This window comes from Pseudomonas putida W15Oct28 (genome assembly GCF_000708715.2).
In the GTDB taxonomy this organism is placed as follows: Bacteria; Pseudomonadota; Gammaproteobacteria; order Pseudomonadales; family Pseudomonadaceae; genus Aquipseudomonas; species Aquipseudomonas putida_R.
On sequence record NZ_JENB01000006.1, the window covers coordinates 39,080 to 64,897 of the forward strand.

Here is a 25,818-nt window from a genome sequence, read left to right on the forward strand (position 1 = left end):
GCTAAAGGATCGTGACCGAACGGTCTGACATGGGAAGCGGGGACAGAGACGGATTTAAGGGGCAGGTCTCGGGATATGGGTGAGGCGACAATCAAGCACCGTGCGGGCGGCGCTTGATGTCGACGACACCAGAAAAACCGGGCGAGCCCTTCAGATACGCCTGCGTTTGCCCAGGCTGGGAATGGTTGTTTGCGGTATCACTGCTTCAACCTGCTCGCGGCGGGTACTGGCCGCCAGCCCGACCAGGGTCGGCTGGCTGAAGAGTGTGCGGGCGTCCACGTACAACCCGGCCTGGCGCATGCGCGCGACCAGGCTGACGGCGAGCAGCGAGTGCCCGCCCAGTTCGAAGAAGTTGTCGTCACGGCCGACCTGCTCGATTTTCAGCACTTCGGCCCAGATCCCGGCAAGCGCTGTTTCCAGCTCGCCCAGCGGTGCCTGGTACTCTCGGCTGATCACCGCCTGCGCGCCAGGGGCCGGCAACGCCTTGCGGTCTACCTTGCCGTTCAGGCTCAACGGCAAGTCGGACAAACCCACGAACGCCTGCGGCACCATGTATTCGGGCATGCGCGCCAGCAGATGACTGCGCAGCGCTTCCAGTGCGGGTGCCTGCAGGCCATCGCGGCAGGTGAAGTAAGCCACCAGGCGTTCTTCGCGCATCAGCACCACCGCCTGCCCGACCGCGGGGTGCGCGGCCAACGAGGCTTCGATTTCGCCCAGCTCGACCCGCAAACCGCGCAGCTTGACCTGGAAGTCGTCACGGCCGATGAAATCCAGTTCGCCGTTTGTGCGGTAGCGCACCAGGTCACCGGTGCGATACAGGCGATCACCCTCCACGAACGGGCTGGCGATGAAACGCTCGGCCTGCAGTTGCGGCAACCCCAGGTAGCCGCGGGCCACCCCGACACCCCCGATATGCAACTGCCCCACCGCGCCCAAGGGTACCGGCCGGTCATGGGCATCGAGCACATACACGCGGGTGTTGGCGATTGGGCGCCCGATTGGCGGTGCCTGCGTGGGCAACGGTTCATGCGCCTGCAACGTCCACGCAGTGCTGTCTACCGTGGCCTCCGTGGGGCCGTAGACATTGTGCAGGCGGGCGTTGGGCAAGCGCTGGCGAACGCTTTGCACCAGCGCCAGGGTCAACTCGCCACCGCCGCAGAAAATGTCGGTCAGGCTGGAGCACTGCGCGGCTTGGGGCTGTTCCAGAAACTGATGCAGCAGTGCCGGTACGAACTTGACGATGTTCACCTGCTGCTGCTGGATCAGTTGCACCATGTACGCCGGGTCGCGGTGGCCATCGGGCCGTGCCAGGACCAGGCGCAAGCCGGCGGTCAACGGCCAGAACAGCTCCCACACCGAACCGTCGAAGGTGAACGGTGCCCGCTGCAGCAAGGCAGCGCCCGGGCGCGGTGGGCAGATACGCGAGCCCCAGTGCACCAGGTTGCACAGCCCGCGGTGCTCGATCATCACACCCTTGGGGGTACCGGTGGAGCCCGAGGTGTACATCACGTAGGCCAGCTGCGATGCCCCAAGCCCTTGCACCTTGGGGTCGTCGACCGGCCCGGCCTGCCAGGTACGGCTGTCAAGGTCCAGCAAGCGGCAAGGCAGTGAGCTGAACAGCCCCAAGGTGGCACCGTGCACCAGTACCAGGGTCGGGGTGCAGTCCTGCAGCATGAAGCGCAGACGCTCCTGCGGGTAGCCAGGGTCCATCGGCACGTAGGCCCCCCCTGCCTTGAGCACGCCCAGCAAGGCGACCATCAGCGAGACACCACGTTCGATGCACACGGCCACCCGGCAATCGGGGCCAACGCCTTGGCTTGCCAGGTGATGGGCCAGGCGATTGGCCTCGGCGTTCAGCGTCGCATAGTCGAGGCTGACATCGTCCACCTGCAGCGCGATGGCGTTGGGCGTTCGCCGTACCTGGGCCTCGAACAACGCAGGCAGTGTCTGCCCGGTCGGGCTGCTGCGGTCTTCAGTGCTGTTGAAGCCCGACAACAGGCGTTGCAATTCACCCTCAGGCACTGCGCGCAGCGCCTGCATCCCTGTACTGTTGTGGTTGGCAAGTGCGTCCTGCAGCTGGTGCAGGGCCGTCAACATGAACGCCAGTACGCGCTGCGCGCCAATGGCACGCGGGGCCCGGACAGCCAGCTGCAACGCCTCAGCGTGTTCATCCACGGTCAGCACCAGGCTGTGGCTCTGTACCTCGCTGGCTTCGGCCAGTTCCACCCCCGGCAGCACCTGCCCGAACGGCACTGCACCCTGGCGGTAGTTGATCAGGCTGTCGAACAAGCCCGTGCCCGCTGGCAAACCGCTGCAACGCTGGGCCAGGGTCAACGGCGCGTCTTCATGGGCAAGCAAGGCCGCCAGGCTGGCATGGGTTTCACCCAGTGCCTGTGCGGGCGAACGGTGCGCAAGCGTGATGCGCAGCGGCAAGCTGTTGATGAACATGCCCATGGCGCGGCCGGCGCCAGGGCCCGCCACGCTGCGCCCCAGCAACACGCTGCCGAGGACGACCTCGTCACGCCCGCCCAAGGCGCCGAGTACCTGCGCCCAGGCCAGGTGCAACATGCTGGCAAGGCTGGCACCCTGGTGCCGCGCTTGCCGGCGCAGCCCGAGGGCGAACGCGCTATCCAGCCTGAGCTCGCGGCTCTCCAGGTCTTGTTCGTCGACCGTTGCACCACCCAGCCCTGGAAGCGGCGCCTGTGGTTCAAGACCGGCGAACTGCGCCCGGAAGAACGCTTCATGCCCGGCCTGGCGCTCGGCACTGGCGCTGATGGCTACGTAGTCCCGGTAGGCCACGGGCCTGGGCAGGTTTTCACCGCGCCCGGCCATGATCGCTTCAAGCTCGCCGAGAAGCACCTGCAGGGAAATGGCATCGTTGACCAGGTGGTGAAAGCGCAACAAGCCCAACCAGCGGCCCTGGCTGGCATCTTCGCTGGACACCAGCGCCATCATCGGTGCCTGACGCAAGTCCAGTGGCCTTTGCTGCGGGTTGAAATGGCTGCGCAGTTGCCCGGCGGGGCCGTGCCAGTGTTCGACCGGCAGGCGTGCGTTACGCCACACCACCTGTTGTGGATGCTCCAGGCCCTCCCAGGCCAGGCTGGTGCGCAGGATGTCATGGCGGTCGATCACCTTCTGCAGGGCATCGACAAAGGCTTGCAGGTGCCCGCGGCTGGCGAAGGTGAACAAGGCGTGTTGCTGGTACGGGTCGTTCTCGTCGGCGACATGGTGATACAGCAACCCCTGTTGCAGCGGGGCCAAGGGGTAGATCTCCTGCACGTTACCGGCACCTCCCGGTACTGCGGCAACAATGCGGTCAATGGCGGCCTGGTCCAGCTCGGCCAACGCCAGCATCCCCGGCGTGATGTGCGTGCAATCCTGCGCCACACCGTTCTGCGGCACCGTCACGGCGTCTTCGCGTTTTACGCTGGCCGCCAGCGCGGCCAGTGTCGACTGGCCGAACAGGACCTGTACATCAGCCTGCAAGCCTTGCTGGCGCATGCGCTCGATCAGTTGAACAGCCAGCAGTGAATGGCCACCGAGTTCAAAGAAATGATCTTGCCGCCCTACCCGCTCCACGTGCAGCAACTCGGCCCACAGCCGGGCCAGGCGCTGCTCGATGTCGCCTACGGGCGCTTCATGCTCTCGGCGAACCTTGGCGGTTTCTTCCGCGTGCGGCAAGGCACGGCGGTCAAGCTTACCGTTGGCGGTCAATGGCCAGGCGGCCAGGCGCACATAGGCCACCGGCAACAAGGCAACGGGCAGGCGCTCGCGCAGGTGCTCATGCAGTGCTCGCGGGGTCACGGCCTGATCACCGATGAACCAGGCCTGCAACTGGCCGTCGCGCAGCATCACCACGCTCTCGTGCACAGCCTCATGGCTGGCCAGGGCCGTTTCGATCTCGGCCAGCTCAACCCGTACACCACGGATCTTCACCTGGTCGTCGTTACGCCCTAGGTACTCGAGCGAACCGTCTGGCAGCCAGCGCACCAGGTCGCCGGTGCGGTACATACGAGCACCCGGCACACTGCTGAACGGATCCCGCACAAAGCGCTCGGCGGTCATCTGCGGCCGGTTGAAATAACCCCGGGCAACCCCCTTGCCGCCGATATGGAGTTCACCCGCAGCGCCGATCGGCAGCAGGTTGCGCTGATCGTCAAGCACGTACAGGTGGGTGTTGGCCACCGGCCCCCCAATGTGCAGTGGCCCACCCGCCTGCACCAGGCCGGAAGTGGCCACCACTGTCGTCTCGGTGGGGCCATAGTTGTTGACTACCCGGTACCGGCGCTCGCGGGCAAGGCGTCGCAGGCGGTCGCCGCCCACCAGCAGCGTTTGCAGGGTCGGGTGCAATACACCCTGGGCAAACGCGTGCTCGGCCACCGGCGTGGGCAGGAAGCTGACATCCAGCGGCTGGGCCCGCCACCAGCCGAGCAAGGCGTCGATGTCCTCAGCGCCATCGCGCACCGGCGCCAGGTGCAAGGTCGCGCCGCTGCACAGCGCAGGCCAGACTTCCCAGGCCATGGCATCGAAACCGAATCCGGCCAGGCTAGACTGATGGCGCCCCGGGCCCATGTCGAAGGTGCTGCAGTGCCAGTCAACCAGGTTGGCCAGCATGTGCTGCTCGACCATCACGCCTTTGGGCAACCCCGTAGAGCCCGAGGTATAGATGACATAGGCCAGATCGTGCTCTGACTGCGTGGCGTAGCCGAACGCCGGGGCCGGTGTCGCGGCCCAGTCGAATCGATCCAGATCGATCTGCGGCAAGCCATGGGCCGGCAGGCGTTCGGCCAGCCGGGAGAGTGTCAAGACCACATCAGGTGCGCTGTCTTCCAGCAAGTAGGCCAGGCGCTCGCGGGGGTGGGCCGGGTCGACAGGTACGTAAGCGGCACCGGCCTTGAGCACGGCCAGCAGGCCCACCAAGGTGTCCAGGCCCCGCAAGGCGACCACCGCCACCCGCCGCTCGGGCCGCACGCCCAGCCTTGCCAGGTGCTGGGCCATCAATTCGGCACGGCGGTCGAGTTCGCCATAGGTCAGCGCCTGGCCGTCGTGCAGGGCAGCCAGCGCCTGCGGCCGGGCCTTCGCCTGGGCCTCGATACGGCGCTGGATCAACGGCTGGCCTGCGGCTGCCGGCGACATCGCCGTGGCATTCCATTGCCGCAGCGCGGCATGTTCACCCGCGGTCAGCAGGTCGAATGCGTTGATGGGCGTTTGCGGGTGCTCCAGGCCTTGTTCCAGGATGTGCAGAAGCCGCTCGGCCAGCGCCTTGGCGTCATCGTCGGCAAACCAGGCGCGGTTATGCACCAGGTGCAGGTAGGCCGCGCCACTGTGGCTGTTGCAACGCAGGTGGATACTCAGCGGCGTCGGCTCGTGGCCATTGCAGATCATCACCGTGTGGCCAGGCGCGTCACCGATGCGCAGCTCGTTGCTGTCCTCTTCGAACGACACCATCAGTTCGAACAGCTGCGGCCGTTGTTCATGCAGGGCCCCGAGGCTGCGGTTGAGCTCGCTCAGGGCGAAGCGCTGGTGGCGAAAGTCCTGCTTCAACGCATCGCGAATTCCCTGCACCAGCCCGGCAAACGAGCACTCCCGACCAAAACCCATGCGCAGTGCGCTGACTTGGGTGAACAGCCCCAGGGTCGACTTGAAGCGGGCATTGCTGCGGTTGCGCACGGGCAGACCGACGACCCACTCGTCACGTTGCCAACTGCGGGCCACGCACACGTGCAGCGCAGCCAGCAGCACGTGGAATGGCGAGGCTTGCAGCCCGGCAGCGAAGTGCCGCATGCGCGCCAGTAGCTGGCTGTCGAACGGTTGCTCCAGCGCACCACTGGGCAAGGCGTTGCCCGATGTACTGCGCTCACGCGGCGCCAGCAGCGCATCGGGCAGTTGCTGGTATTTGGCGAACCAGTAATCACGGTCGCTGCTGTGGCGCGGCGAGGCCTGGTACTGCGCATCATCCTCGATAAACGCCTGGTAGGATGCCGCGCCGTGCGGCAACGCCAACCCCTGTTCCAGCAGGCGGTAACAATCGGCGAGCTGCCTGAACCACTGATCCACCCCCCAGCCATCGAGTACCAGGTGATGCGCCTGCACGGCCAGCAGGTAGTGCTGCTCGGCCACGCGAATCAACGTGGCGCCCCACAGCGGGCTGGCCTCCAGGCTATAAGGCTTTTGCATCTGCGCTTTGAGCAAAGCCTGCGCGGCGGCGAACGGCTCAGCCACCTGACGCAGGTCGTGCCGTGCCAGTGCCACATCCATTTGCTCGGCGAAGTACTGGCGGGCAATACCGCCTTCGGTCACCAGCACCGTACGCAGGCCAGCATGCTCGGCGACAAGGTGCTGCAGCGCCTGGTGCAGCAGCTCGGCATCCACCCTGCCTTGCAGTTCGACATAGGCGCCGATGTTGTACAGCGGCGAATCGCCATGGCTGAGCTGGTCCAGCCAGATGTCGCGCTGGGCAACGGTCAGGGCAAAGGTTTGGGCGGCAGGCATGATTAGGCAGGTCCTTCTGAATGATCATCCGCGGATTCAAACATCGCCACCCTGAGCTGTATGGCCCCTGAATCCCGGACAACCGCCACACAGGGGCGCGCTGCTGAAAAACGTGTAGGAGATCTGCCACAAGGGGCCATCCACGATGGCCTACTGCACACGGTATACGCCGCGAAAAGCCTGGATTCGCCGCGCTTCTGGCGTCAATTGGCTGGCTTGACGTTGTATCAGCCGTTTCACCTATCGCCCCCGGGCCATACCGCCGCTACCGATCAGTGTCATTTTCTGTCCCGGTTTTCCATTACAGACGCCTGCCTGCCACCGGGCTTGAATACCGCCATTACCCCACCCGGAGTACTCGACCGCGAGACCACCCGTTGCAATATCCAGAACCGAGGAAGACAAGGAAATGATGCTGACCGACAGCCGCGAATACCGCCCCGATCCACAGCTGTATCTGCAACTGGGCGAACTGATCGCCAGCACCGGTGCTGCAGGCTTTGCCGAACAGATGCTACGTCTGGTCGAAGCTCAAGTGCCCATCCAGCGGCTCGAACTCAGCGAGTGGACCCTCGACCTGCATCAGGCCAATGCCAGCCGCATCGACGTGCTGGGCAGTGCCGGGCTGCGGCCCACCCCGGCGGATGCAGACAGCCTGCGTCAACCGCTGCTGCAGCGCATCATGCAGATGAAAGACCCGCTGTTGATCGAGTTCAAGGCGCCACAGCCCCCTCACCCATCGCTCGAGAATGCCCACCAGTGCCACCTGGTGTCCTGCAGTGGCAGTAAACGCTGGGTGATCAGCTTTCACCGATTACCCAGCCAGCGGGCATTCTCCTTGAGCGAACTGTCAAAACTGAAGAGTTTGTCAGACACCCTGCTCCCCCTGGTGGAACACCACGGTCAACTGCTTGAGCAAGGCGCAGTGCGTCGCGCCGGGTCACCGCTAGCCGACCTTGAAGCGGGTTCGCTACGGCATTCGTTCGGCGAACGGCTGTTGCAGGAAGCGGTGCGGCTATCAACCCGTGAACAGGAAGTGTGCCTGGGCCTGCTGACCGGCGGCACGGTGCCAGAGATGGCGCAGCGGCTGAATGTGAAGAACAGCTCGGTCGAAACCTACCTCAAACGCGCCACCGCCAAGCTGGGGGTCAGTGGCCGCCATGGCCTGGCGAAATGGATGGCCGGCGCCTGACAGCGAGAACCAGCAATGCCCCGACATGCGCTTATTTTGTGTGCCGTGCTTTTGTGCGGGTGTTCATTGACACCTGACTATGAGCGCCCCGCAGCCCCCGTTGACGGACAATTCCCGCACGGGGTGGCCTACGCTTCGCAAACACTGCATTACCAGCCTGCCGAGGATTGGCAGCAGGTGTTCCAGGACCCGGTGCTGCGCCAGCTGATCAGCAAGGCGCTGGCTAACAACCGTGACCTGCGCACGGCCGCGCTCAATGTCGAGGCCTACCAGGCGCAATACCGTATCCAGCGGGCCGACCTGTTGCCCAAGGTATCCGTTGATGGCCAGGGGCAGCGGCAGTACCTGCCACGGGGCATGACCGGCACCGACCAGGGCATGATCAGCTCGACCTATGCCACCACCCTGGGCGTAAGCGCCTACGAGCTTGACCTGTTTGGCCGCATACGCAGCCTTGGCGACCAGGCCCTGATGACCTATCTGGCCAGCGAGGAGGCCCACCGAAGTACGCACCTCAGCCTGGTGGCCAGTGTTGCCAGCGTCTATCTGACTTGGCGCGCCGACCAGGAACTGCTGACGCTGGCCAACGAAACCCTGGTGGCCGACGAGCGCAGCCTGCGCCTGACCAGCAACCAGCGCCGCGCCGGCACGCTTTCGGCCCTGGACCAGATCCAGGCGCGCACCAGTGTCGACAGTACCCGAGCCGCGGTGGCCCGTTACAAGCGCCAAGTGGCACAGGATCTCAACCAGTTGACGGTCTTGGTAGGCGCCCCGGTGGAGGAAGACCTTGCCGCCCTGCCGCTGGCTGCCGAGCAGATTGCCGGCTTGCCCGCAGGCCTGCCTTCGGACTTGCTGCAACGGCGCCCGGACATTCTGCAGGCCGAGTACCAGCTGCGCGCGGCCAACGCCAATATCGGCGCAGCGCGAGCGGCGTTTTTTCCCAGTATCAGCCTGACTGCCAATGCCGGCACTACCAGCCCCGAACTCAATGGCCTGTTCGATGCAGGCTCCGGCACCTGGTTGTTCCAGCCACAGATCAGCCTGCCTCTGTTCACGGCCGGCAGCCTGCAGGCCAGCCTCGACTATGCCCGTTTGCAGAAGGACGTACAGGTGGCGCAGTACGAGAAAGCCATCCAGCGTGCCTTTCAGGAAGTCGCGGACGGCCTGGCAGCGCGTGCGACCTACCAACGCCAGCTTCAGGCACAACGCGACCTGGTGGCGTCAAACCAGCGCTATTACGACCTGGCCGAGCACCGCTACCGGATTGGCGTGGACAGCAGCCTCACGTTCCTGGATGCACAGCGCTCGTTATTCAGCGCCCAGCAGGGGTTGATCACAGACCGGTTGGCGCAGCTGGTGGCAGAGGTGAACCTGTATGCGGCGTTGGGTGGGGGGTGGAAAGAGCACTCAGGGGGCTGACACAGGAGGGTTGCGCCCGCCAGCATCAGCACGATGCCGCCGGTGATCTCGGCGCCTTTGCCCACCACCGAGCCAACAATGATTTTTAACGGGTTCACACGGGTCTAGACTGAACAGAACCAGGTAACCGGGGGGCTGCCACACGTGGAGGTGTGAGATGAGCCAGTTCAAGCGCTTGTTTGTCATGCTCGGCCCGCAGATGCGCCATACGCCAGCGCTGCAACGCGCGGCGGCGTTGGCGGAGTCCAGCGGTGCACTGCTGGATATCAATGTGTTCGTCGACGATGTCGACACCTTCGGCTTGATGAGCGATGGCCGCGAGCGTGAGCGGCTGCTCAGTGACAACCGCCAGTGGCTGGCAGATGAGGCCGAACAGTTGGGCAATGCTGGCCTGGACGTTTCCACCGAATTGTTGTTGACCCGCGACCCGCTGGGCAGCGCGCTGGAGCGGGTTGAACGTCAAGGCTGCGACCTGCTGGTCAAGGATGTGCAGCACGAACCGGTGCTCAAACGCCTGCTGGTCACGCCACTGGATTGGCAGTTGCTCAAGGACAGCCCGGTTGCCGTGCATCTGGTCAGCGACATCCGCCTGCCCCTGCCCCGGCAGATTGCCGCGGCCGTGGACCTCAATAGCCACGGTGCCGGGGAGCACCTGGACGAACAGGTGATTCACTGCGCCCGTGCTCTGGCCCTGCAGTGCAACGCCGAGTTGCACTTGCTGCATGTGTGCGATGCGGCCAAGACCCACATCGCCGATTTCGGCGCCGGTACGGTGACCATGCCGGGTTTCGATGGCAGCGTGCGCACCGCGCAGCGCACAGCGTTCAACCGACTGGGCGACCATCACCAGATCCCGCTGGAACGCCGGCATTTTCTGGAAGGCGCAGCGATCAGGGCAATTGCCCAGTTTGTCAGCCACAGCCGGGCCGATGTAATCGTGATGGGCAGCCACCGGCATGACGCCATGCAGACATACCTGGGCGGGACCACGGCGCATGTGCTGGAACACCCGCTGTGCAATGTGCTGGCAATCAAGGCCGTTCGCTGACTCTGGTATACCTGAGCCGGCCTCTTTGCGGTCCCGGTGAAACCCCGTGGGAGCGGGTTTCTCCGCAAAAACCGGCTTGGACTTCACCGCTTGGCATCTGGTACACCAGTGCCACTTAAAAAGAATGCATTTGATAATGATTCGTAGTAGTTTCACGGCGCTTGCCTACCCCATCTTTTAGCGCCCTACTCCAGGATCGTACCGTCGATGCGTCGAACGTTCGTTTCGCTTTGTGTGCTTCATGCTGTCTCCCCGCTGGCCTTTGCCGAGCCTGAACCGCTCAGCGACCCTGCGCAGATCGAACTTCAAGCCCTGAGCATCACCAGTACTGCCGACAGTGAACGCGCCGATGGCCCGGTCGTTGGCTACAAGGCCAATCGCTCGGCCAGTGCCACCCGCACCGACACGGCGCTGCACGAAACGCCGCAATCGGTCAGCGTGGTGCCCAAGGATGTGCTGGAAGACACCGGCGCCACCCGCCTGCAGGACGGCCTGGACTACGCCGGCGGTGTCGGCCGTGCCAACAACTTTGGCGGCCAGGGCCTGACCACCTTTACGGTGCGGGGCTTCACCACCGGCGAGTTCTACCGCAATGGCTTCCCGATCAATCGTGGTTACCCCAACGCCCCGGACGCCAATACCGTCGAGCGCCTGGAAGTGATCCGTGGCCCGGCCACCAGCCTTTACGGCCGCGGCGACCCCGGTGGCACCTTCAACGTGGTCAGCAAGCAGCCGCTACCAGAACCGAAGGTCACACTGGGCAGCCAGTTCGATGACCAGGGCATGCACCGCGCTACCTTGGACGCTACCGGGCCGCTGAACCAGGACGGTTCGCTGGCTTACCGCCTGAACGTGCTGGGCGAAGGCGGCGACAGCTTCCGCGATGACGTGGAAAGCGAACGCTATGATGTCGCACCGGTCATCAGCTGGCAGGTCAATGACGCCACGAAGATCACCTTCGAAGGCGACTTCATGCGTAACAACCACCCGCTGGACCGCGGCCTGACCCGCTTTGCCACGCAAACCGGCAGCGCCTCGCGTGACACCTACATCTGGGAAAAAGGCAGCGACAACCTGCTGCACAACGACAACAACATGGCCCAGCTACGTTTCGAGCACCTGCTCAACGACAACTGGACGCTGGCGGGTGGGTTCCAGTTCCTTGATGGTTCGCTCAAAGGCAACGCTGTCGAAGCCAACAGCGCACCGGCAGATGGCCGCACGCTGCAGCGCAACTTCAACTACCGCAAGCTGGAATGGACTGATCGTGACTGGCAGCTGAACCTGACCGGGCACTTCGACACCGGCACCCTCAGCCATACCCTGCTGACCGGCGTCGAATACGAGAACTACGACTACAACTCGATCATCCAACGGTCCTCTGCGGCTGCTGGCACTTACCCCATCGACATCTACAACCCGGTCCTTGGCCAGCCCCGGCCAGCCCTGACCCGTACCACGACCTGGGACAAGGAAAACCTGCAGACCTGGGCGTTTTTCATCCAGGACCAGGTGGCCTTGACCGAGCGATTGAAGGCGCTTGCGGGTGTACGCTTCGAGCGTTTCGAGCATGAGTACGACGACAAGCTGGCGAGCAACCGTGACTTCAGCAAAGGCGAGAATGGCGTAACGCCGCGCTTTGGCCTGATCTATGACCTGACCGATACAGTTGCGGTCTATGCCAATACCGCACGCTCGTTCAAGCCCAATACTGGCGCGCCTGCCGGTGGCGGTACCCGTGGTTTCGACCCGGAGAAAGGCAAGTCTTACGAGCTGGGTGTGAAATGGGAGGCTCTCGATCGCCAACTGAGCGTCGACGCAGCGATCTACCACATCATCAAGGAAAACGTACTGGCCAACGACCCAAGCGACCCGACCGGGACGTACAAGATCGCTGCCGGCGAAGTGCGCAGCCGGGGCCTGGACATCAATATCGCGGGCAACGTCACGCCTGAGTGGCGAGTGATCGGTGGGTACGCCTATGTCGATGCCGAGGTAACCAAGGACACCACCCTGCCCAAGGGCACCCGCCTGGCCAACATCCCGCGCAATACTTTCAGCCTGTTGAACACCTACGAGTTTCAGGATGGCCTGGCCAAAGGCCTGGGCTTGGGCGTCGGTGTGAAGTATGTGGACGACCGTGCCGGGCAAACATCGCCAACCACCTACACGATGGAGCGCTACAGCGTGGTTGACCTGTTGAGCTTCTACAAGCTCAACGAGCATGTGCGGCTGAACCTGGATGTGAAGAACGTGTTCAACAAGGGGTATGACGAGGGGGCGTTCAACAGCTACGTTTACCCAGGTGCGCCACGCACGGTGCAGGCAGGTATTTCCTACACCTTCTGATAGGCCGGGGCTGCTTTGCAGCCCATCGCGACACAAGGCCGCTCCTACAAGCAATCGTGCTCCCCTGTAGGAGCGGCCTTGTGTCGCGATGGGCCGCACAGCGGCCCCCTGCTTCAGAAACCTTTGCTGTAGAACAGCGAGTAGGACTCGATGCCGTCGTTAGGCTGTTTGATTCCCGCATTGGAATAATGCATCGCGCGAATCCCGACTTTCTGCTCAGCTGGCAACTTCAGACCGAACCCGATGCGGTCTTCGAAGTTGACCGACGACCCCATGCGCTGGTCGCCCACCTCGGTCTTGGAAAACGCTGCCAGGCCAATACCGGCCTCGATGTACGGCGTGTAGGTGAACCCACTGAACTCGTAAGTGAACACCGGGCTGAACGACAGCGAATGCGCACCACTGGCGTCACCGCCCTCCCAATAGGTGTAGGCAGCATCCCAGTAGCCGGTCACATAGCCAGTGCTGCTTTCCAGCCATTTCTTGTCCCAGTCGAAGGACAGGCCAATACGGTAGGTCATGTCGCCTTGGCTGGTGGCGCCAACGGCGCCGGATACCTGCGCGGCCTGGGCCAGGTTGGCCCCTGCAAAGGCCAGCACTGCAGCGGCCAGCGAAGCAGCGAGACGGGTTTTCATCAATGACTTCTCCTGATGGTCTACACAGCAAGCGGGGGCTTTGGCCCCTCGATTTTATGCGGTGACCGGTGCATCCCGCCCGCTCACCCGAAGTAATGGTTTTTTGATTATTGTCCAGATAATCAGAAAGTTGAAAGTGAATTGCCACTATTGGCTGATTCCGTCGCCCGAGGCCCAGCCTGCTGTGTACTCTGCTTCTCGGCAGACAGGATGAAAGCTCAACGCCAGTTAAGGCTCACGGTCCTGGGACCCTTGCCGTTAACGGTCACCACTTGCTGCACTGTCTCACCCTGGGCATTGCCAGTGACTTTGTACGTGCCGGGAGGCAACTGAACATACAGCAGCGGACCTACATCCGAGACGCTGAGCACGGATTGGCCTTGCGCGTTCTGGATGTCGACTGTGGCTCCACTCTGGAACTTGCCTTCCGGGCCGGTGGAAAGCTCCACGTGCAGGTCATAGCCGGTAGTCTTGCGCAGCGCATTGGCCTCATCCTGGCCAATGCCGCCTTGTATGTAGCGCACGCCGTTCTGTTCCTGCGGTTGCAACTGCACGGCCTGCATGTCGATGGGGGCATTGAGGTCGGCGGCGGCGGCCAGGGTCCATGGCATGGCCAGGGTGATCAGCAACGCCGCGCCGAGAGCATAGTGGTGGTTACGCATGGTACGACCCTCCCTTAGAGGATGGCTTACCTACTATCTGATCCTCCCGGGGCAATGGTGTTCTGGCTGATGCATGGCCGTCATCGTGACATTCGGCACTAACCCATCAAGCGAATGTAAATTTAGCTAGTGATCAAGAGGTTGTACGCCCTTCTTCAAGCAGTTTCACGAACATGCTCAAACTGCGAGATACCGCGCCCCGCCGCCACACCAGCCAGGTTTTCAGGTAGCGGAAATCTTCCGACATAGGCCAGGCACTGACGGTGCTGCACCCGGGCATGTTGTCGAGCATGCTGCGCGGCATCATGGCCAGGCCTGCACCTGCGCTGACGCAGGCCAGCATGCCGTGGTACGACTCCATCTCGTGGATCTTGCCCGGCACTGCCTGGTCCTTGACGAACCAGTTTTCAAAGTGATGGCGGTACGAACAGTTGGCGCGGAAGGCGTAGATGCTTTCCCCGTTCACATCCTGGGCGCGGGTAACTGGGGCGTGGTTGAGCGGCGCGATGACCATCATCTCCTCTTCGAACACGGGCATGCCTTCCAGTGTCGGGTGCAGCACCGGGCCGTCGACGAAAGCCGCCACCAGGCGGCCAGACAACACGCCTTCAAGCATGGTCCCCGAAGGCCCGGTGGACAGGTCCAGGTCAACCTTGGGGTAGCGCTGGTTGTACGCCGCCAGCAAGGCCGGGATGCGCACCGCTGCCGTGCTTTCCAGCGAACCGAGGGCAAAAGTACCCTGCGGGTCTTCGCCGGCCACGGTCAGGCGCGCCTCGTGCACCAGGTCGAGGATGCGCCGGGTGTATTCAAGAAAATTCCAGCCTGCTGGCGACAGGCGCAGGCGGCTTTTTTCGCGAATGAACAGCTCCACGCCCAGGTCTTCCTCCAGCTGCTTGATGCGCGTGGTCAGGTTCGACGGCACCCGATGGATGTGCTGCGCGGCGGCACTGATGCTGCCCTGCTCTGCCACGGCCTTGAAGATCTCCAGTTGCACCAGGTCCACAGCCTTTCTCCAAACGTGAATGTTTCGCTCATTATTATTCAGTTTTCATTAAAGCCATAGCCCACTAGTCTGGCGTCACTGATTAACAACAACGAGAGTGTCCCGCCATGAGCGCGATCAGCAGCCTGACCCACGCCATCTCCCTCGACCCGTACAGCGGCGAGCAGATCGGCGCCTACCCGTTCGACACCGACGCCGCACTGGAAGCGGCGCTGCAACGTGCCAAGGTTGGCTACGGCCAGTGGCGCCAAGTGTCGCTGGGTCAGCGCAGCGAGTACCTGCTGGCCCTGGCCAACACCCTCGAAGCCAAGGCCGAAGCCTTTGCCCAGATGATCAGCCGCGAAATCGGCAAGCCGATTGCCCAGGCCCGTGGCGAAGTCAGCAAGTGCGTCGGCCTGTGCCGCTGGTATGCCGAACACGGCCCGGCCATGCTTGCCGCCGAGCCGACCCAGGTTGAAAAAGCCCGTATCGAATACCGCCCGCTCGGCCCGATCCTGGCCGTGATGCCGTGGAACTTCCCGGTCTGGCAGGTACTGCGCGGCGCCGTGCCGGCGATCCTGGCAGGCAATACCTACGTGCTCAAGCACGCGCCGAACGTGATGGGCAGTGCCTACCTGCTGGGCGAGCTGTTCAAGGATGCCGGCCTGCCGGAAGGCGTGTTCGAAGTGCTGAACGTGACCCCGGATGGCGTCACCCGCGCCATCAACGACCCGCGTATCGCCGCCGTCACCCTGACCGGCAGCGTACGCGCCGGCATGGCGATTGGTGCCCAGGCCGGTGCCGCGCTGAAGAAGTGCGTGCTGGAGCTGGGTGGCTCCGACCCGTTCATCGTGCTGGCCGACGCCGACCTGGATGCCGCCGTGAAGGCTGCGGTCATTGGCCGTTACCAGAACACCGGCCAGGTCTGCGCTGCGGCCAAGCGCCTGATCGTGGAAGACAGCATTGTCGAGGAGTTCACCCGCAAATTCGTTGAAGCAACCCGCGAACTGAAAGTCGGCAACCCACTGGAAGACGGCACCTACATCGGCCCAATGGCCCGTTACGACCTGCGCGACGAGCTGGATGGCCAGGTGCAGGCGACCCTCGCCGAAGGCGCCACCCTGCTGCTGGGCGGCAACAAGGTCGAAGGCGTGGCCAACTTCTATGCGCCGACCGTGTTCGCCAACGTCACCCCGCAAATGACCGCATTCAAACAGGAACTGTTCGGGCCGGTGGCCGCGATCATCACTGCACGTGATGCCGACCATGCGGTAGAGCTGGCCAACGACAGCGAGTTCGGCCTGGCCGCGACCATCTACACCGCCGACTATGCACTGGCCGAGCGCATGACTGCAGCACTGGATACCGGTGGCGTGTTCATCAACGGCTACTGCGCTTCCGACCCCCGCGTGGCGTTTGGCGGCGTGAAGAAGAGCGGGTTCGGGCGTGAACTGTCGCACTTTGGTGTGCGCGAGTTCACCAATGCCCAGACGGTGTGGCTGGACCGTAACTGATTCACGACCCTGGGGCCGCTGCGCGGCCCATCGCGACACAAGGCCGCTCCTACAGGAGATCGCGTAATCCTGTAGGAGCGGCCTCGTGTCGCGAAAGGGCCGCGCAGCGGCCCCAAAGGCCTTAATCCCGAACCTGGTCCTTGACCCAGTCCAGCATCCCCCCCGGCACGATCAGTTCATGCCGCGCCCGCGAACAGGCGGTATACAGCCCCGCCAGCATCCGCGCCCGCTCATTGCGGTTACCCGCCACCTGCGGCGCCACCATCAGCTCCGGCGACACCATCACCCGGGCGAACTCCATGTTTTTCACATCCCGTACCCGACCCAGGAACAACTTGGGCGCCTTGTCCCAACGGTAACGGCTCTTGGCTTTGGCAAAATGCTCCGGCGTATAGCCTTTGCGCAGCATGTTGGCCACGGCAACGAACGCCTTGTCATCGCCCTTGTCCTGCTCCAGCGCCTGCCAGCTGGCGTAGCGGAACAACATCGGGTGACGCGGTCGGGTGCCGTAGCGGTACAACTCGATGCAGTCCTCGACGAACAGTTCGAAGTCCTTGCGCGCGCTTTTCAGCAATACGAACGGCACACTTTGGTGCGTCAGGCGCTGGAACCAGCCAAACAGGCCCCATTCGTCATCGACGATCAGCGCCGTGGGCTGGTCCGGCACGGTCACCGTATCGAAGAAACTGACCCGCGTGTAGTGCTCGGCGCTACCACTGAAGGCCGCCTGGATCGACGCCGGGTGCGCCTGGATCAGCGGGTTGAGCACATTGTCCATCGCCGGCCCGGCACGCAGGGAATGGTCGATGTAGCGTTGGCGGATGAAGCTGCCATGGTGCGGGCTGAGGCCGTTGAGGTTCTGCAACTCGTCGCCCAAGGCAATGATCGACTGTGGGCTGCGGTCCAGCACGGCAAGCATGGGGGCCGATAGCTCGTGAGCCTCGTCGACGATCACATGGGTGTAGCGGCTGTCGATCACAAAATCAGTCAACGACAGCAACTTGACCCGGTGGTAGTCGCGCACCGGCAACTGGACGTCCCGCGCGGACGGGCGAATCAGCTCTTGCCAGTACAGACGCGCCTTTTCCAGCAGTACCTCCTGGTCCAGCGGCGAGGTTCCCGGCCCAGCCCAAGGCAAATGGTGCAACTGAAGCTGGGTGTCGGCACTGTGGCAGAAGGTGCGCACGGCGCGAATGCACAAGGCAACCACATCGCGCGCGGCGAGCGGGCCGATGTCAGGGATGGCCAGCCAGCGTACAACCTGCTCATTCTGCGGGCGCCAGGACAGTTTGGTGCGATACGGGTCGCGCAGGCGCCAGCCGTTGTTGGTGAGGTCGCGGTTGAGCAGCTCGTCAGCCAGCTGGCCAAAGGTCAGAGCGGTGTAGGCAGCAGCGTCCTTTACCCGCGCCTGCAAGGCGCGCAACTGCCCTTCAGTCAATGCCAGAAGCAACGTGCGCTGTGGCTCCAGCAGGCGGGCGAACTGGTGAATCAGGAAGGTCTTGCCAGTGCCAGCAAAGCCCTGCACCGCCACCGACTCGTCGATACCACTGAGAAACTCGCGCAGCAGGCGGTTCTGCTGGTCGCTGAGCATCAGGTCGCTGGCCAGCGACGGCAGGTACACCGGATGCAACGGTGTGGCCCGCTGGCGGTAGGTGTCGGCGAACTGGAAATTCCACTGGCCTTCGCTATCCAGCAGTTCGTCTACCGTGTACTCCACCTCGGCCGACAGCAGAGCAATGCCGTTTTCGCCCAGCATGCCCAGGCCCATGGCAAAGGCTTCACGATCGAAGTGCTGCGTTACCTGGCTTTGGAAGCGCCCGGGTGCGGCGCTTTCGACTTCGTTGGCGATGCGCACGATTTCGGCGAAACGGCGCTCTTGCGCGTCGGCCGAGGCGGTGGCCGGCTGGCGCGGCAGGTTTTGCACAAACAGCACTGCGGCGGCTTCGAGGATGCTGGCAGTGGTGAAGAAGTCAGTTTTATGTTCGCTGGCGAGGCGGTCGGCCTGGTCGCTGGGCAAAGGCAGGTAGAACATCGGCACCTCGGGTTGGATCAGGGCGGCACGATAGCAACTTTCGGCGTGAGATGCTGAGTTCAGTGTTGACTGGGCCGGCTTCTTCGCGGGCGCGCCCGCTCCCACAGGATCGCCTCAGGTCCCTGTGGGAGCGGGCAAGCCCGCGAAGAGGCCAGCAGCTATATCGCTACCTCAACCCCTGCTCCGCTTCAAGGTCTCGCTCGGAAACTCCTTGAACAATTGCCGGTAACTCTCTGAAAACCTTCCCAAATGCCAGAATGACCAGCGCATCGCGACTTCAGCCACGGTCGCCCTGCCATCGCGTAACAGATCACGCCGCGCGCCGTTCAGCCGACGCAAGCGCAGCCACTGTGCTGGCGGCATGCCGGTAAAGGCCTTGAACGCCTGCTGCAATTGGCGCAGCGAAACCCCGGCAACATCCGCCAGTTCCACCAGGTTCAACGTCTCCTCGGGGCAATCTGCCGCCCACTCGCTGACCCGGCGCATGATCGCCCGCTCTTCGTCACGCCGCCCCAAGGCGACGCCCTGCAGGCGCTGGCTGGCGTTATCGAGGATAAACAGGCAGTCCTCCAGCAGTTGCTCCGCCAGGGCTTGCCCTTGCAATGGGCAATCGGCCTGCCCGAGACGGGTCAGCGTGGCACTCAGCCAACTGCCAAACAACGCGTTCTGCCCACTGCCCAGCGGCACCATGAACAACCCTTCGAGGCGTTGCGGGTCCAGCCCATGGCGGGCCAGGAAGGCCTGGTCGAACACCACCGCCACTTCCTGGTAGTTCTCCGGGGTGATCCAGATGTTGCGGCTTTGCTCGTTCAGCAAGTACAGGCTGTTTTCGCTGCGGTCGAAGCAAAACGCCAGTGAACCGCTCGGTGCCCGGAAAAACTGCTCCACGCGGGTGTTCAACCGCTCCTCGTACACCTCCACGCCATCCATCCCCAGCCAGCGCAGCTCACCGCTGAAATGCCCCGGCGACATCTGCCGGTACTGCTGCTGCCAGCCAGGGGTAGCGCGCACTTGCTCAGAGACGTCGGTGGTATGGAATGCCTGGACTTGCAGCGCATTGGGCGTTGTCACGCGAGATCCTAGGTGCACTCTTTTGGTGCATTGCTTGCCGGAGAAAATGGATAGATCGGCCTCGGGGGCTGCGACCAAGATAGTCTCCAGTGCGTCACCTGGGAAGCCCAATGCCTTGCAAGCGTTGCTCCCACACTAAAACCCAACCAAGAGGTCTGTATGAACGCCCCCTTCGATCAGCTGTACACCTGGCTGAAAGAACACCGCATCACCGAAGTCGAATGCGTGATCAGCGACCTGACCGGCATCGCCCGCGGCAAGATCGCGCCCACCGCCAAGTTCCTCCACGAGCGTGGCATGCGCCTGCCTGAAAGCGTGCTGCTGCAGACGGTCACCGGCGACTACGTTGACGATGACATCTACTACAACCTCCTCGATGCCGCCGACATCGACATGGTCTGCCGCCCCGACCCCTCCGCCGTGTACCAGATCCCGTGGGCGATCGAGCCAACCGCGATCGTGATCCACGACACCTTCGACAAGCAAGGCAACCCCATCGAGCTGTCCCCGCGCAACGTGCTGAAGAAGGTGCTCAAGCTCTACGCCGACAAGGGCTGGCAGCCAATCGTCGCGCCCGAGATGGAGTTCTACCTCACCAAGCGCTGTGAAGACCCGGACTTGCCATTGCAGGTGCCGCTGGGCCGTTCTGGCCGTGCCGAAAGCGGCCGCCAGTCGTTCTCGATCGATGCCGCCAACGAATTCGACCCGCTGTTCGAGGATGTCTACGACTGGTGCGAGATCCAGGGCCTGGACCTGGACACGCTGATCCACGAAGACGGCCCGGCGCAAATGGAAATCAACTTCCGCCATGGCGACGCGCTGGACCTGGCCGACCAGATCACCGTATTCAAACGCACCATGCGTGAAGCTGCGCTCAAGCACAACGTGGCCGCCACCTTCATGGCCAAGCCGATCACCGACGAACCGGGCAGTGCCATGCACCTGCACCAGAGCGTGGTCGACATCGCCACGGGCAAGCCGATCTTCGCCAATGAAGACGGCAGCATGAGCCAGCTGTTCCTGCACCACATCGGCGGTTTGCAGAAGTACATCCCCAAGCTGCTGCCGATGTTCGCGCCCAACGTCAACTCGTTCCGCCGCTTCCTGCCGGACACCTCGGCACCGGTGAACGTCGAGTGGGGTGAAGAAAACCGCACCGCCGGGCTGCGTGTGCCCACCTCCAGCCCAGAGGCAATGCGCGTGGAAAACCGCCTGCCGGGCGCCGATGCCAACCCGTACCTGGCCATCGCTGCCAGCCTGCTGTGCGGCTACCTGGGCATGGTCGAGCAGCTTGACCCCAGTGCGCCCGTGCAGGGCCGTGCCTACGAGCGTCGCAACCTGCGCCTGCCGATCACCATCGAAGATGCCCTGCAGCACATGGAAGACTGCGAGACCGTGCAGCAGTACCTGGGCAAGCAGTTCGTGCAGGGCTATGTGGCCGTCAAACGTGCCGAGCATGAGAACTACAAGCGGGTCATCAGTTCGTGGGAGCGTGAGTTCCTGATGATGAGCGTCTGACGACCCAGGCGGGGGCGCTTTGCGCCCCAGTACACCGAACTCGAAGAACAAGACCAACGAGGTGTCCCCATGCGTCATCTGCAAGCCCTGATCCCCGCTGCGTTCACCCTGCTGTTCGCCACCACCACCCAGGCCACGCCCTCGGTCAGTGTGTACAACTGGACCGACTACATCGGTGACACCACCCTGGCTGACTTCCAGGCCAGCAGCGGGATCAAGGTGGTCTATGACGTGTTCGACTCCAACGAAACCCTGGAAGGCAAGCTACTGGCCGGGCGCACCGGCTATGACGTGGTGGTGCCGTCCAACCACTTCCTCGCCCGCCAGGCCCAGGCCGGCGCCTTCCTGCCGCTGGACCGCAGCAAGCTGCCGAACTGGCAACACCTGGACCCCAAGCTGCTCAAGCAGCTTGAACAGAACGACCCTGGCAACCAGTACGCAGTGCCCTACCTGTGGGGCACCAACGGCATCGGCTACAACGTCGACAAGGTCAAAGCGGCACTGGGCGTCGACCATATCGACTCGTGGGCGGTGTTGTTCGAGCCCGAAAACCTGAAAAAGCTCAAGCAGTGCGGCGTTGCGTTCATGGACTCGCCCGACGAACTGTTCCCGGCGATTCTCAACTACCTGGGCATGGACCCGCGCAGCGAAAAGCCAGCCGACTACGCCAAGGCTGAGGCACGCCTGCTCGAACTGCGCCCCTACATCACCTACTTCCATTCATCCAAATACGTGTCCGACCTGGCCAATGGCGACGTCTGCGTGGCCTTCGGCTATTCCGGTGACGTGTTCCAGGCCGCCAACCGTGCCGTAGAGGCGAAGAACGGCGTAAAAATCGCCTACAGCATTCCCAAGGAAGGCAGCAACCTGTGGTTCGACCTGCTGGCCATCCCCAAGGACGCCAGCAACCCCGACCAGGCCCTGGCCTTCATCAATTACCTGCTCGACCCGAAAGTGATCGCCAAAGTCAGTGCCACGGTCGGCTATGCCAACGCCAACCCGGACGCCAAGGCCTACATGGATGCATCGCTGGTGCACAACCCCGAGATCTACCCACCCCAGGACGTACTGGACAAGCTGTACATCTCCAGCACCCCGAGCCCGAAGATCATGCGCGTCATGACCCGCTCCTGGAGCAAGATCAAGTCCAACCGCTGAGCCGAGAACAGCCCATGTCTTTCGATTCCCAACACACTGCTTCGTACTACGCTGCCACGGCACGCAACGCGGCGCCCTACCCCAGCCTGGACGACGAATTGACCGCCGATGTGTGCGTGGTCGGCGGCGGGCTGACCGGCGTCAACACCGCCCTGGAACTGGCTGAACGCGGCTTGTCGGTGGTCCTGCTGGAAGGCCGGCGCATCGGCTGGGGAGCTAGCGGGCGCAATGGCGGCCAGCTGATTCGCGGTATTGGCCATGACGTCAGCGGCTTTACCCGGCATGTCGGCCAGGATGGCGTGCGCTACCTGAAGCAGGCCGGCATCGATTCGGTGGCGCTGGTGGCCAGCCGCATCGCCCAGTACGGCATTGCCTGCGACCTGCGCTGGGGGTTCTGCGAACTGGCCAACACAGCCGACCAGTTCGCCGCCTTCAAGGACGAGCAGGATGACCTGGCAGCGCTTGGCTATCGCCCCGAAACCCGTCTGGTAGGCCCTGGGCAGTTGCATGAAATCGTCGCCAGCGACCAGTACGCCGGCGGCCTGGTAGACATGGGCTCGGGCCACCTGCACCCGCTCGACCTGGTCCAGGGCGAAGCCCGTGCCGCCCATAGCGTGGGCGTGCGCATCTTCGAACAAAGCCCCGTACTGCGAATTGAGCACGGCCCCCGCGTGACCCTGCACACGGCCCATGGCAAGGTGCGGGCGGACAGCCTGGTGCTGGGCTGCAACGCCCACCTCGATGAACTGGAACCGCGACTGAGCGGCAAGGTGCTGCCGGCCGGCAGTTACGTAGTCGCCACCGAACCCTTGCCCGAAGCACTGGCCGCTACCCTGATCCCGCAGAACATGGCGCTGTGCGACCAGAAGGTCGGCCTGGACTACTACCGCCTCACCGCAGACCGCCGCCTGCTGTTCGGCGGTGCCTGCCACTACTCCGGCCGCGACCCCAAGGACATCGCCGCCTACATGCGCCCGAAGGTGCTGAAGGTGTTCCCGCAACTGGCCAACGTGCGCATCGACTACCAGTGGGGCGGCATGATCGGCATCACCGCCAACCGCTTCCCCCAGGTCGGGCGCCTGAGCCAGCACCCGAACGTCTATTACGCCCAGGGCTATTCCGGGCACGGGCTGAACGTGACGCACTGGACGGCGAAACTGCTGGCCGAATGCATCGCCCTCGGCCACAGCCAAGGCCTGGACGTTTTCAGCGCCGTGCCCCACTTGACCTTCCCGGGCGGCAAGGCACTGCGCTCGCCGCTGCTGGCAATGGGCATGTTGTGGTATCGCTTACGCGAAGCGCTGGGCTAAGTTCGCCGCAAACCATGCGGTACAAGAGAGATCGAGCGCCGCCTCCGCGGCGCATCACAGCCCCGGTTTCTTCCCCTTTCCACAGAGGATTGAACTCGCCCACTGGCCAACTGGCGCGCACCTGCTAGCGTTGTTCTGGCCGACCTCTCATGGATGCGCCTTCATCATGAAATCACTGCCTCGCATTACCCTGTTGTGCGCCGCACTGCTTGCCGTGGCCGCCTGCTCCAGCCATAGCGTGGACCCCAAGGATTATTCCGGCTTCCTCAAGGACTACAGCCGGTTGCAAGAAGCCAAGAGCCCGTCGGGTGACCCGGTGATGCGCTGGATCGACCCCAAGGTCAATATCAACCAGTACAGCCAGGTGTTCATCGAGCCCAGCCAGTTCTACCCCAAGCCGCAGCCGACCGCAGTGATCTCGCAACAGACGCTGCAGGAAATCACCCGCTACTTCAATGAAGCCCTACGCCGTGAAATCGGCAGCGTTATGCCCTTGGCCCAAGGGCCAGGCCCGGGTGTGATCGTGGTGCGCCCGGCGATCACGGCAGTGTCCACCAGCAATGAAGGCCTCAAACCTTACGAAGTGATCCCCATCGCGCTTATTTCGGCAGGCGTGAACACCGCCATGGGTGGGCGTGATCAGGACGTGGATGTGGGCGTGGAGGCGGCGTTCCTGGACGGTGGCAGCCAGAAAGTGCTGGCCCAGGTGGTGCGCAAAGGTGCGGGCCAGGAGCTGGAGAACGATACCCAGAAGCTGACCCTGAATGACGTCAAGCCGGTGCTGGATGGTTGGGCCAAGGACATGCGCGCCAGCTTCATTGAGGCCAAGCAGAAAGCCCGCTGAGGGCCGCCTTACACAGTACCTGTGGGAGCGGCCTTGCGTCGCGAAAGGGCCGCAAAGCGGCCCCAGCAATATAGGCAGCAATGCCGAAATCCTGGGGGCGCTTCGCCCCCCTTTCCGACCGGTCCGGCGCCCCGGCAAGGCCGCTCCCACAAAAAGATCGCATTGGCCGGTAGTTTTGTTCAGCACTCGACAAACGCTACTGCCAAACCGCCCCGCGAGGTCTCCTTGTAGTTGGCATGCATGTCTGCCCCAGTATCACGCATGGTGCGGATCACCCGGTCGAGCGAAATGAAGTGCTCGCCATCGCCACGCAACGCCATCTGCACGGCGTTGATCGCCTTCACCGCAGCAATCGCATTGCGCTCGATGCACGGCACCTGCACCAGGCCGCCAACCGGGTCGCACGTCAGCCCCAGATTGTGTTCCAGCGCAATTTCGGCCGCGTTCTCCAGCTGCGGCGGCGTGGCGCTCAGCACCTGCGCAAGGCCGGCAGCGGCCATCGAACACGCCGAGCCCACCTCACCCTGGCAGCCAACCTCGGCACCGGAAATTGACGCGTTTTTCTTGCACAGGATGCCAACGGCCGCTGCGGCCAGCAGGAAGTCCACCACATCCGCATCGCAGGCGACCGGGTTGAACTTCATGTAATAGTGCAACACCGCCGGGATAATACCGGCCGCGCCGTTGGTGGGCGCGGTGACCATGCGCCCGCCGGCGGCATTTTCTTCATTCACCGCCAGGGCGAACAGGTTGACCCATTCCATGGCGCTGAGGGTCGAACCAATCACGTTGGGCTTGCCCAGTTCCTGAAGGCTGCGGTGCAGCCGCGCGGCGCGGCGCTTGACGTGCAGCCCGCCAGGCAGGATGCCTTCGTTGCGCAGCCCGTTATCAACGCACTCACCCATGGCCGCCCAGATGCGCAGCAGGCCTTCACGTACTTCCGCTTCCGGGCGCCAGGCACGTTCGTTGGCCATCATCAATTGCGCCACGCTCAAGCCGTGGGCTTTGCACAGGTCCAGCAACTGGGCGGCACTGTCGAACTCATAAGGCAAAACAATTGCGTTGCTTTCGCCTGCCGGGGCATCAATTTCAGCCTGCTCGACGATGAAACCGCCGCCAACCGAATAGTAGGTCTGCAACAGCAGGCTGCCCTGCTCGCCCATCGCTTCCAGGCTCATGGCATTGGGGTGGTAAGGCAGGTTCTCGTCGAGCAGCAACATGTCACGGCCATACTCGAAGGCCAGCGGATGGCTGCCATCCAGCATCAGGCAATGCTCCTGCAGTACCTGGCCGATGCGCGACTCGATGGTGGCCGGGTCGATGCGGTCCGGCCACTGGCCCATCAGGCCAAGCAGGCAGGCGCGATCGGTGGCGTGGCCAACCCCGGTGGCCGACAGCGAGCCATACAAGCGCACTTCGACGCGCGTTACCCGCGCCAGCAGCCCCTGCTCACGCAGGGCCTGGGCAAACGTCGCCGCGGCCCGCATCGGGCCGACGGTGTGGGAGCTGGACGGCCCGATGCCGATTTTGAAAAGGTCGAAAACACTGATAGCCATGCTAATGCCTGACCGTACCCTGATTTGAATCCACGG

General features: G+C 63.4%; 16 protein-coding genes. 9 read left to right on the top strand and 7 right to left on the bottom strand.

Annotated elements, in window-relative coordinates:
• Positions 1-150 precede the first annotated feature (150 nt).
• Positions 151-6,492: a non-ribosomal peptide synthetase gene (locus AK81_RS05425; RefSeq protein WP_043197310.1), complete on the bottom strand. Its 6,342-nt coding sequence runs from the start codon at positions 6,490-6,492 to the stop codon at positions 151-153.
• Between the two features lie 409 nt (positions 6,493-6,901).
• On the opposite strand from AK81_RS05425, the gene AK81_RS05430 reads away from it, so the two are divergent.
• The 4 genes from AK81_RS05430 (at position 6,902) to AK81_RS05445 (ending at position 12,500) form a co-directional block, all read left to right on the top strand.
• Positions 6,902-7,684 carry a helix-turn-helix transcriptional regulator gene (locus AK81_RS05430; protein ID WP_043197311.1) on the top strand — a complete coding sequence of 261 codons (783 nt, stop codon included), beginning with the start codon at positions 6,902-6,904 and terminating at the stop codon, positions 7,682-7,684.
• A 15-nt stretch (positions 7,685-7,699) separates the two neighbouring features.
• Complete coding sequence (locus tag AK81_RS05435) at positions 7,700-9,103, top strand: efflux transporter outer membrane subunit (protein WP_043197312.1); 1,404 nt, start codon at positions 7,700-7,702, stop codon at positions 9,101-9,103.
• Between the two features lie 157 nt (positions 9,104-9,260).
• Positions 9,261-10,151, top strand: coding sequence for a universal stress protein (locus tag AK81_RS05440; protein WP_043197313.1), 891 nt, complete (start codon positions 9,261-9,263; stop codon positions 10,149-10,151).
• Between the two features lie 207 nt (positions 10,152-10,358).
• Positions 10,359-12,500 carry a TonB-dependent siderophore receptor gene (locus tag AK81_RS05445; protein WP_043197316.1) on the top strand — a complete coding sequence of 714 codons (2,142 nt, stop codon included), beginning with the start codon at positions 10,359-10,361 and terminating at the stop codon, positions 12,498-12,500.
• Positions 12,501-12,613: 113 nt separating this feature from the next.
• Here the strand turns inward: AK81_RS05445 and AK81_RS05450 are convergent, their stop codons facing one another.
• The 3 genes from AK81_RS05450 to ptrR form a co-directional block, all read right to left on the bottom strand.
• A complete protein-coding gene (locus tag AK81_RS05450) occupies positions 12,614-13,135 on the bottom strand; it encodes an acyloxyacyl hydrolase (RefSeq protein ID WP_043197317.1) in 522 nt (173 codons plus the stop codon).
• Positions 13,136-13,353: 218 nt separating this feature from the next.
• Complete coding sequence (locus AK81_RS05455; RefSeq protein WP_043197320.1) at positions 13,354-13,797, bottom strand: hypothetical protein; 444 nt, start codon at positions 13,795-13,797, stop codon at positions 13,354-13,356.
• Positions 13,798-13,930: 133 nt separating this feature from the next.
• On the bottom strand, positions 13,931-14,800 hold the full coding sequence (gene ptrR, locus AK81_RS05460) for a putrescine utilization regulator PtrR (protein WP_016499597.1): 870 nt from the start codon (positions 14,798-14,800) through the stop codon (positions 13,931-13,933).
• Between the two features lie 107 nt (positions 14,801-14,907).
• Between ptrR and AK81_RS05465 the strand changes: the two genes are divergently transcribed.
• Positions 14,908-16,293 (top strand): aldehyde dehydrogenase family protein, encoded by a 1,386-nt coding sequence (locus AK81_RS05465; RefSeq protein ID WP_043197321.1) that lies wholly within the window; start codon positions 14,908-14,910, stop codon positions 16,291-16,293.
• 121 nt (positions 16,294-16,414) lie between these two features.
• Here the strand turns inward: AK81_RS05465 and AK81_RS05470 are convergent, their stop codons facing one another.
• Positions 16,415-18,325: an ATP-binding protein gene (locus AK81_RS05470; RefSeq protein ID WP_043197323.1), complete on the bottom strand. Its 1,911-nt coding sequence runs from the start codon at positions 18,323-18,325 to the stop codon at positions 16,415-16,417.
• Between the two features lie 171 nt (positions 18,326-18,496).
• On the bottom strand, positions 18,497-19,396 hold the full coding sequence (locus tag AK81_RS05475; RefSeq protein WP_043197324.1) for a helix-turn-helix domain-containing protein: 900 nt from the start codon (positions 19,394-19,396) through the stop codon (positions 18,497-18,499).
• Positions 19,397-19,555: 159 nt separating this feature from the next.
• On the opposite strand from AK81_RS05475, the gene AK81_RS05480 reads away from it, so the two are divergent.
• From AK81_RS05480 to AK81_RS05495, 4 genes are all read left to right on the top strand, one after another.
• Positions 19,556-20,914, top strand: a complete 1,359-nt coding sequence (locus tag AK81_RS05480; protein WP_016499593.1) for a glutamine synthetase family protein — start codon at positions 19,556-19,558, stop codon at positions 20,912-20,914.
• 69 nt (positions 20,915-20,983) lie between these two features.
• Positions 20,984-22,072, top strand: coding sequence for a polyamine ABC transporter substrate-binding protein (locus AK81_RS05485; protein ID WP_043197327.1), 1,089 nt, complete (start codon positions 20,984-20,986; stop codon positions 22,070-22,072).
• A gap of 14 nt (positions 22,073-22,086) precedes the next feature.
• Entirely contained in the window at positions 22,087-23,382 is a 1,296-nt protein-coding gene (locus AK81_RS05490; RefSeq protein WP_043197329.1) for an NAD(P)/FAD-dependent oxidoreductase, read from the top strand.
• A 166-nt stretch (positions 23,383-23,548) separates the two neighbouring features.
• The gene (locus tag AK81_RS05495; RefSeq protein ID WP_043197331.1) at positions 23,549-24,226 is read left to right on the top strand and encodes a DUF3313 domain-containing protein; all 678 of its coding nucleotides are present in this window, start codon (positions 23,549-23,551) and stop codon (positions 24,224-24,226) included.
• Positions 24,227-24,405: 179 nt separating this feature from the next.
• Here the strand turns inward: AK81_RS05495 and AK81_RS05500 are convergent, their stop codons facing one another.
• Positions 24,406-25,782 (bottom strand): L-serine ammonia-lyase, encoded by a 1,377-nt coding sequence (locus AK81_RS05500; protein ID WP_043197333.1) that lies wholly within the window; start codon positions 25,780-25,782, stop codon positions 24,406-24,408.
• Positions 25,783-25,818: the final 36 nt, after the last annotated feature.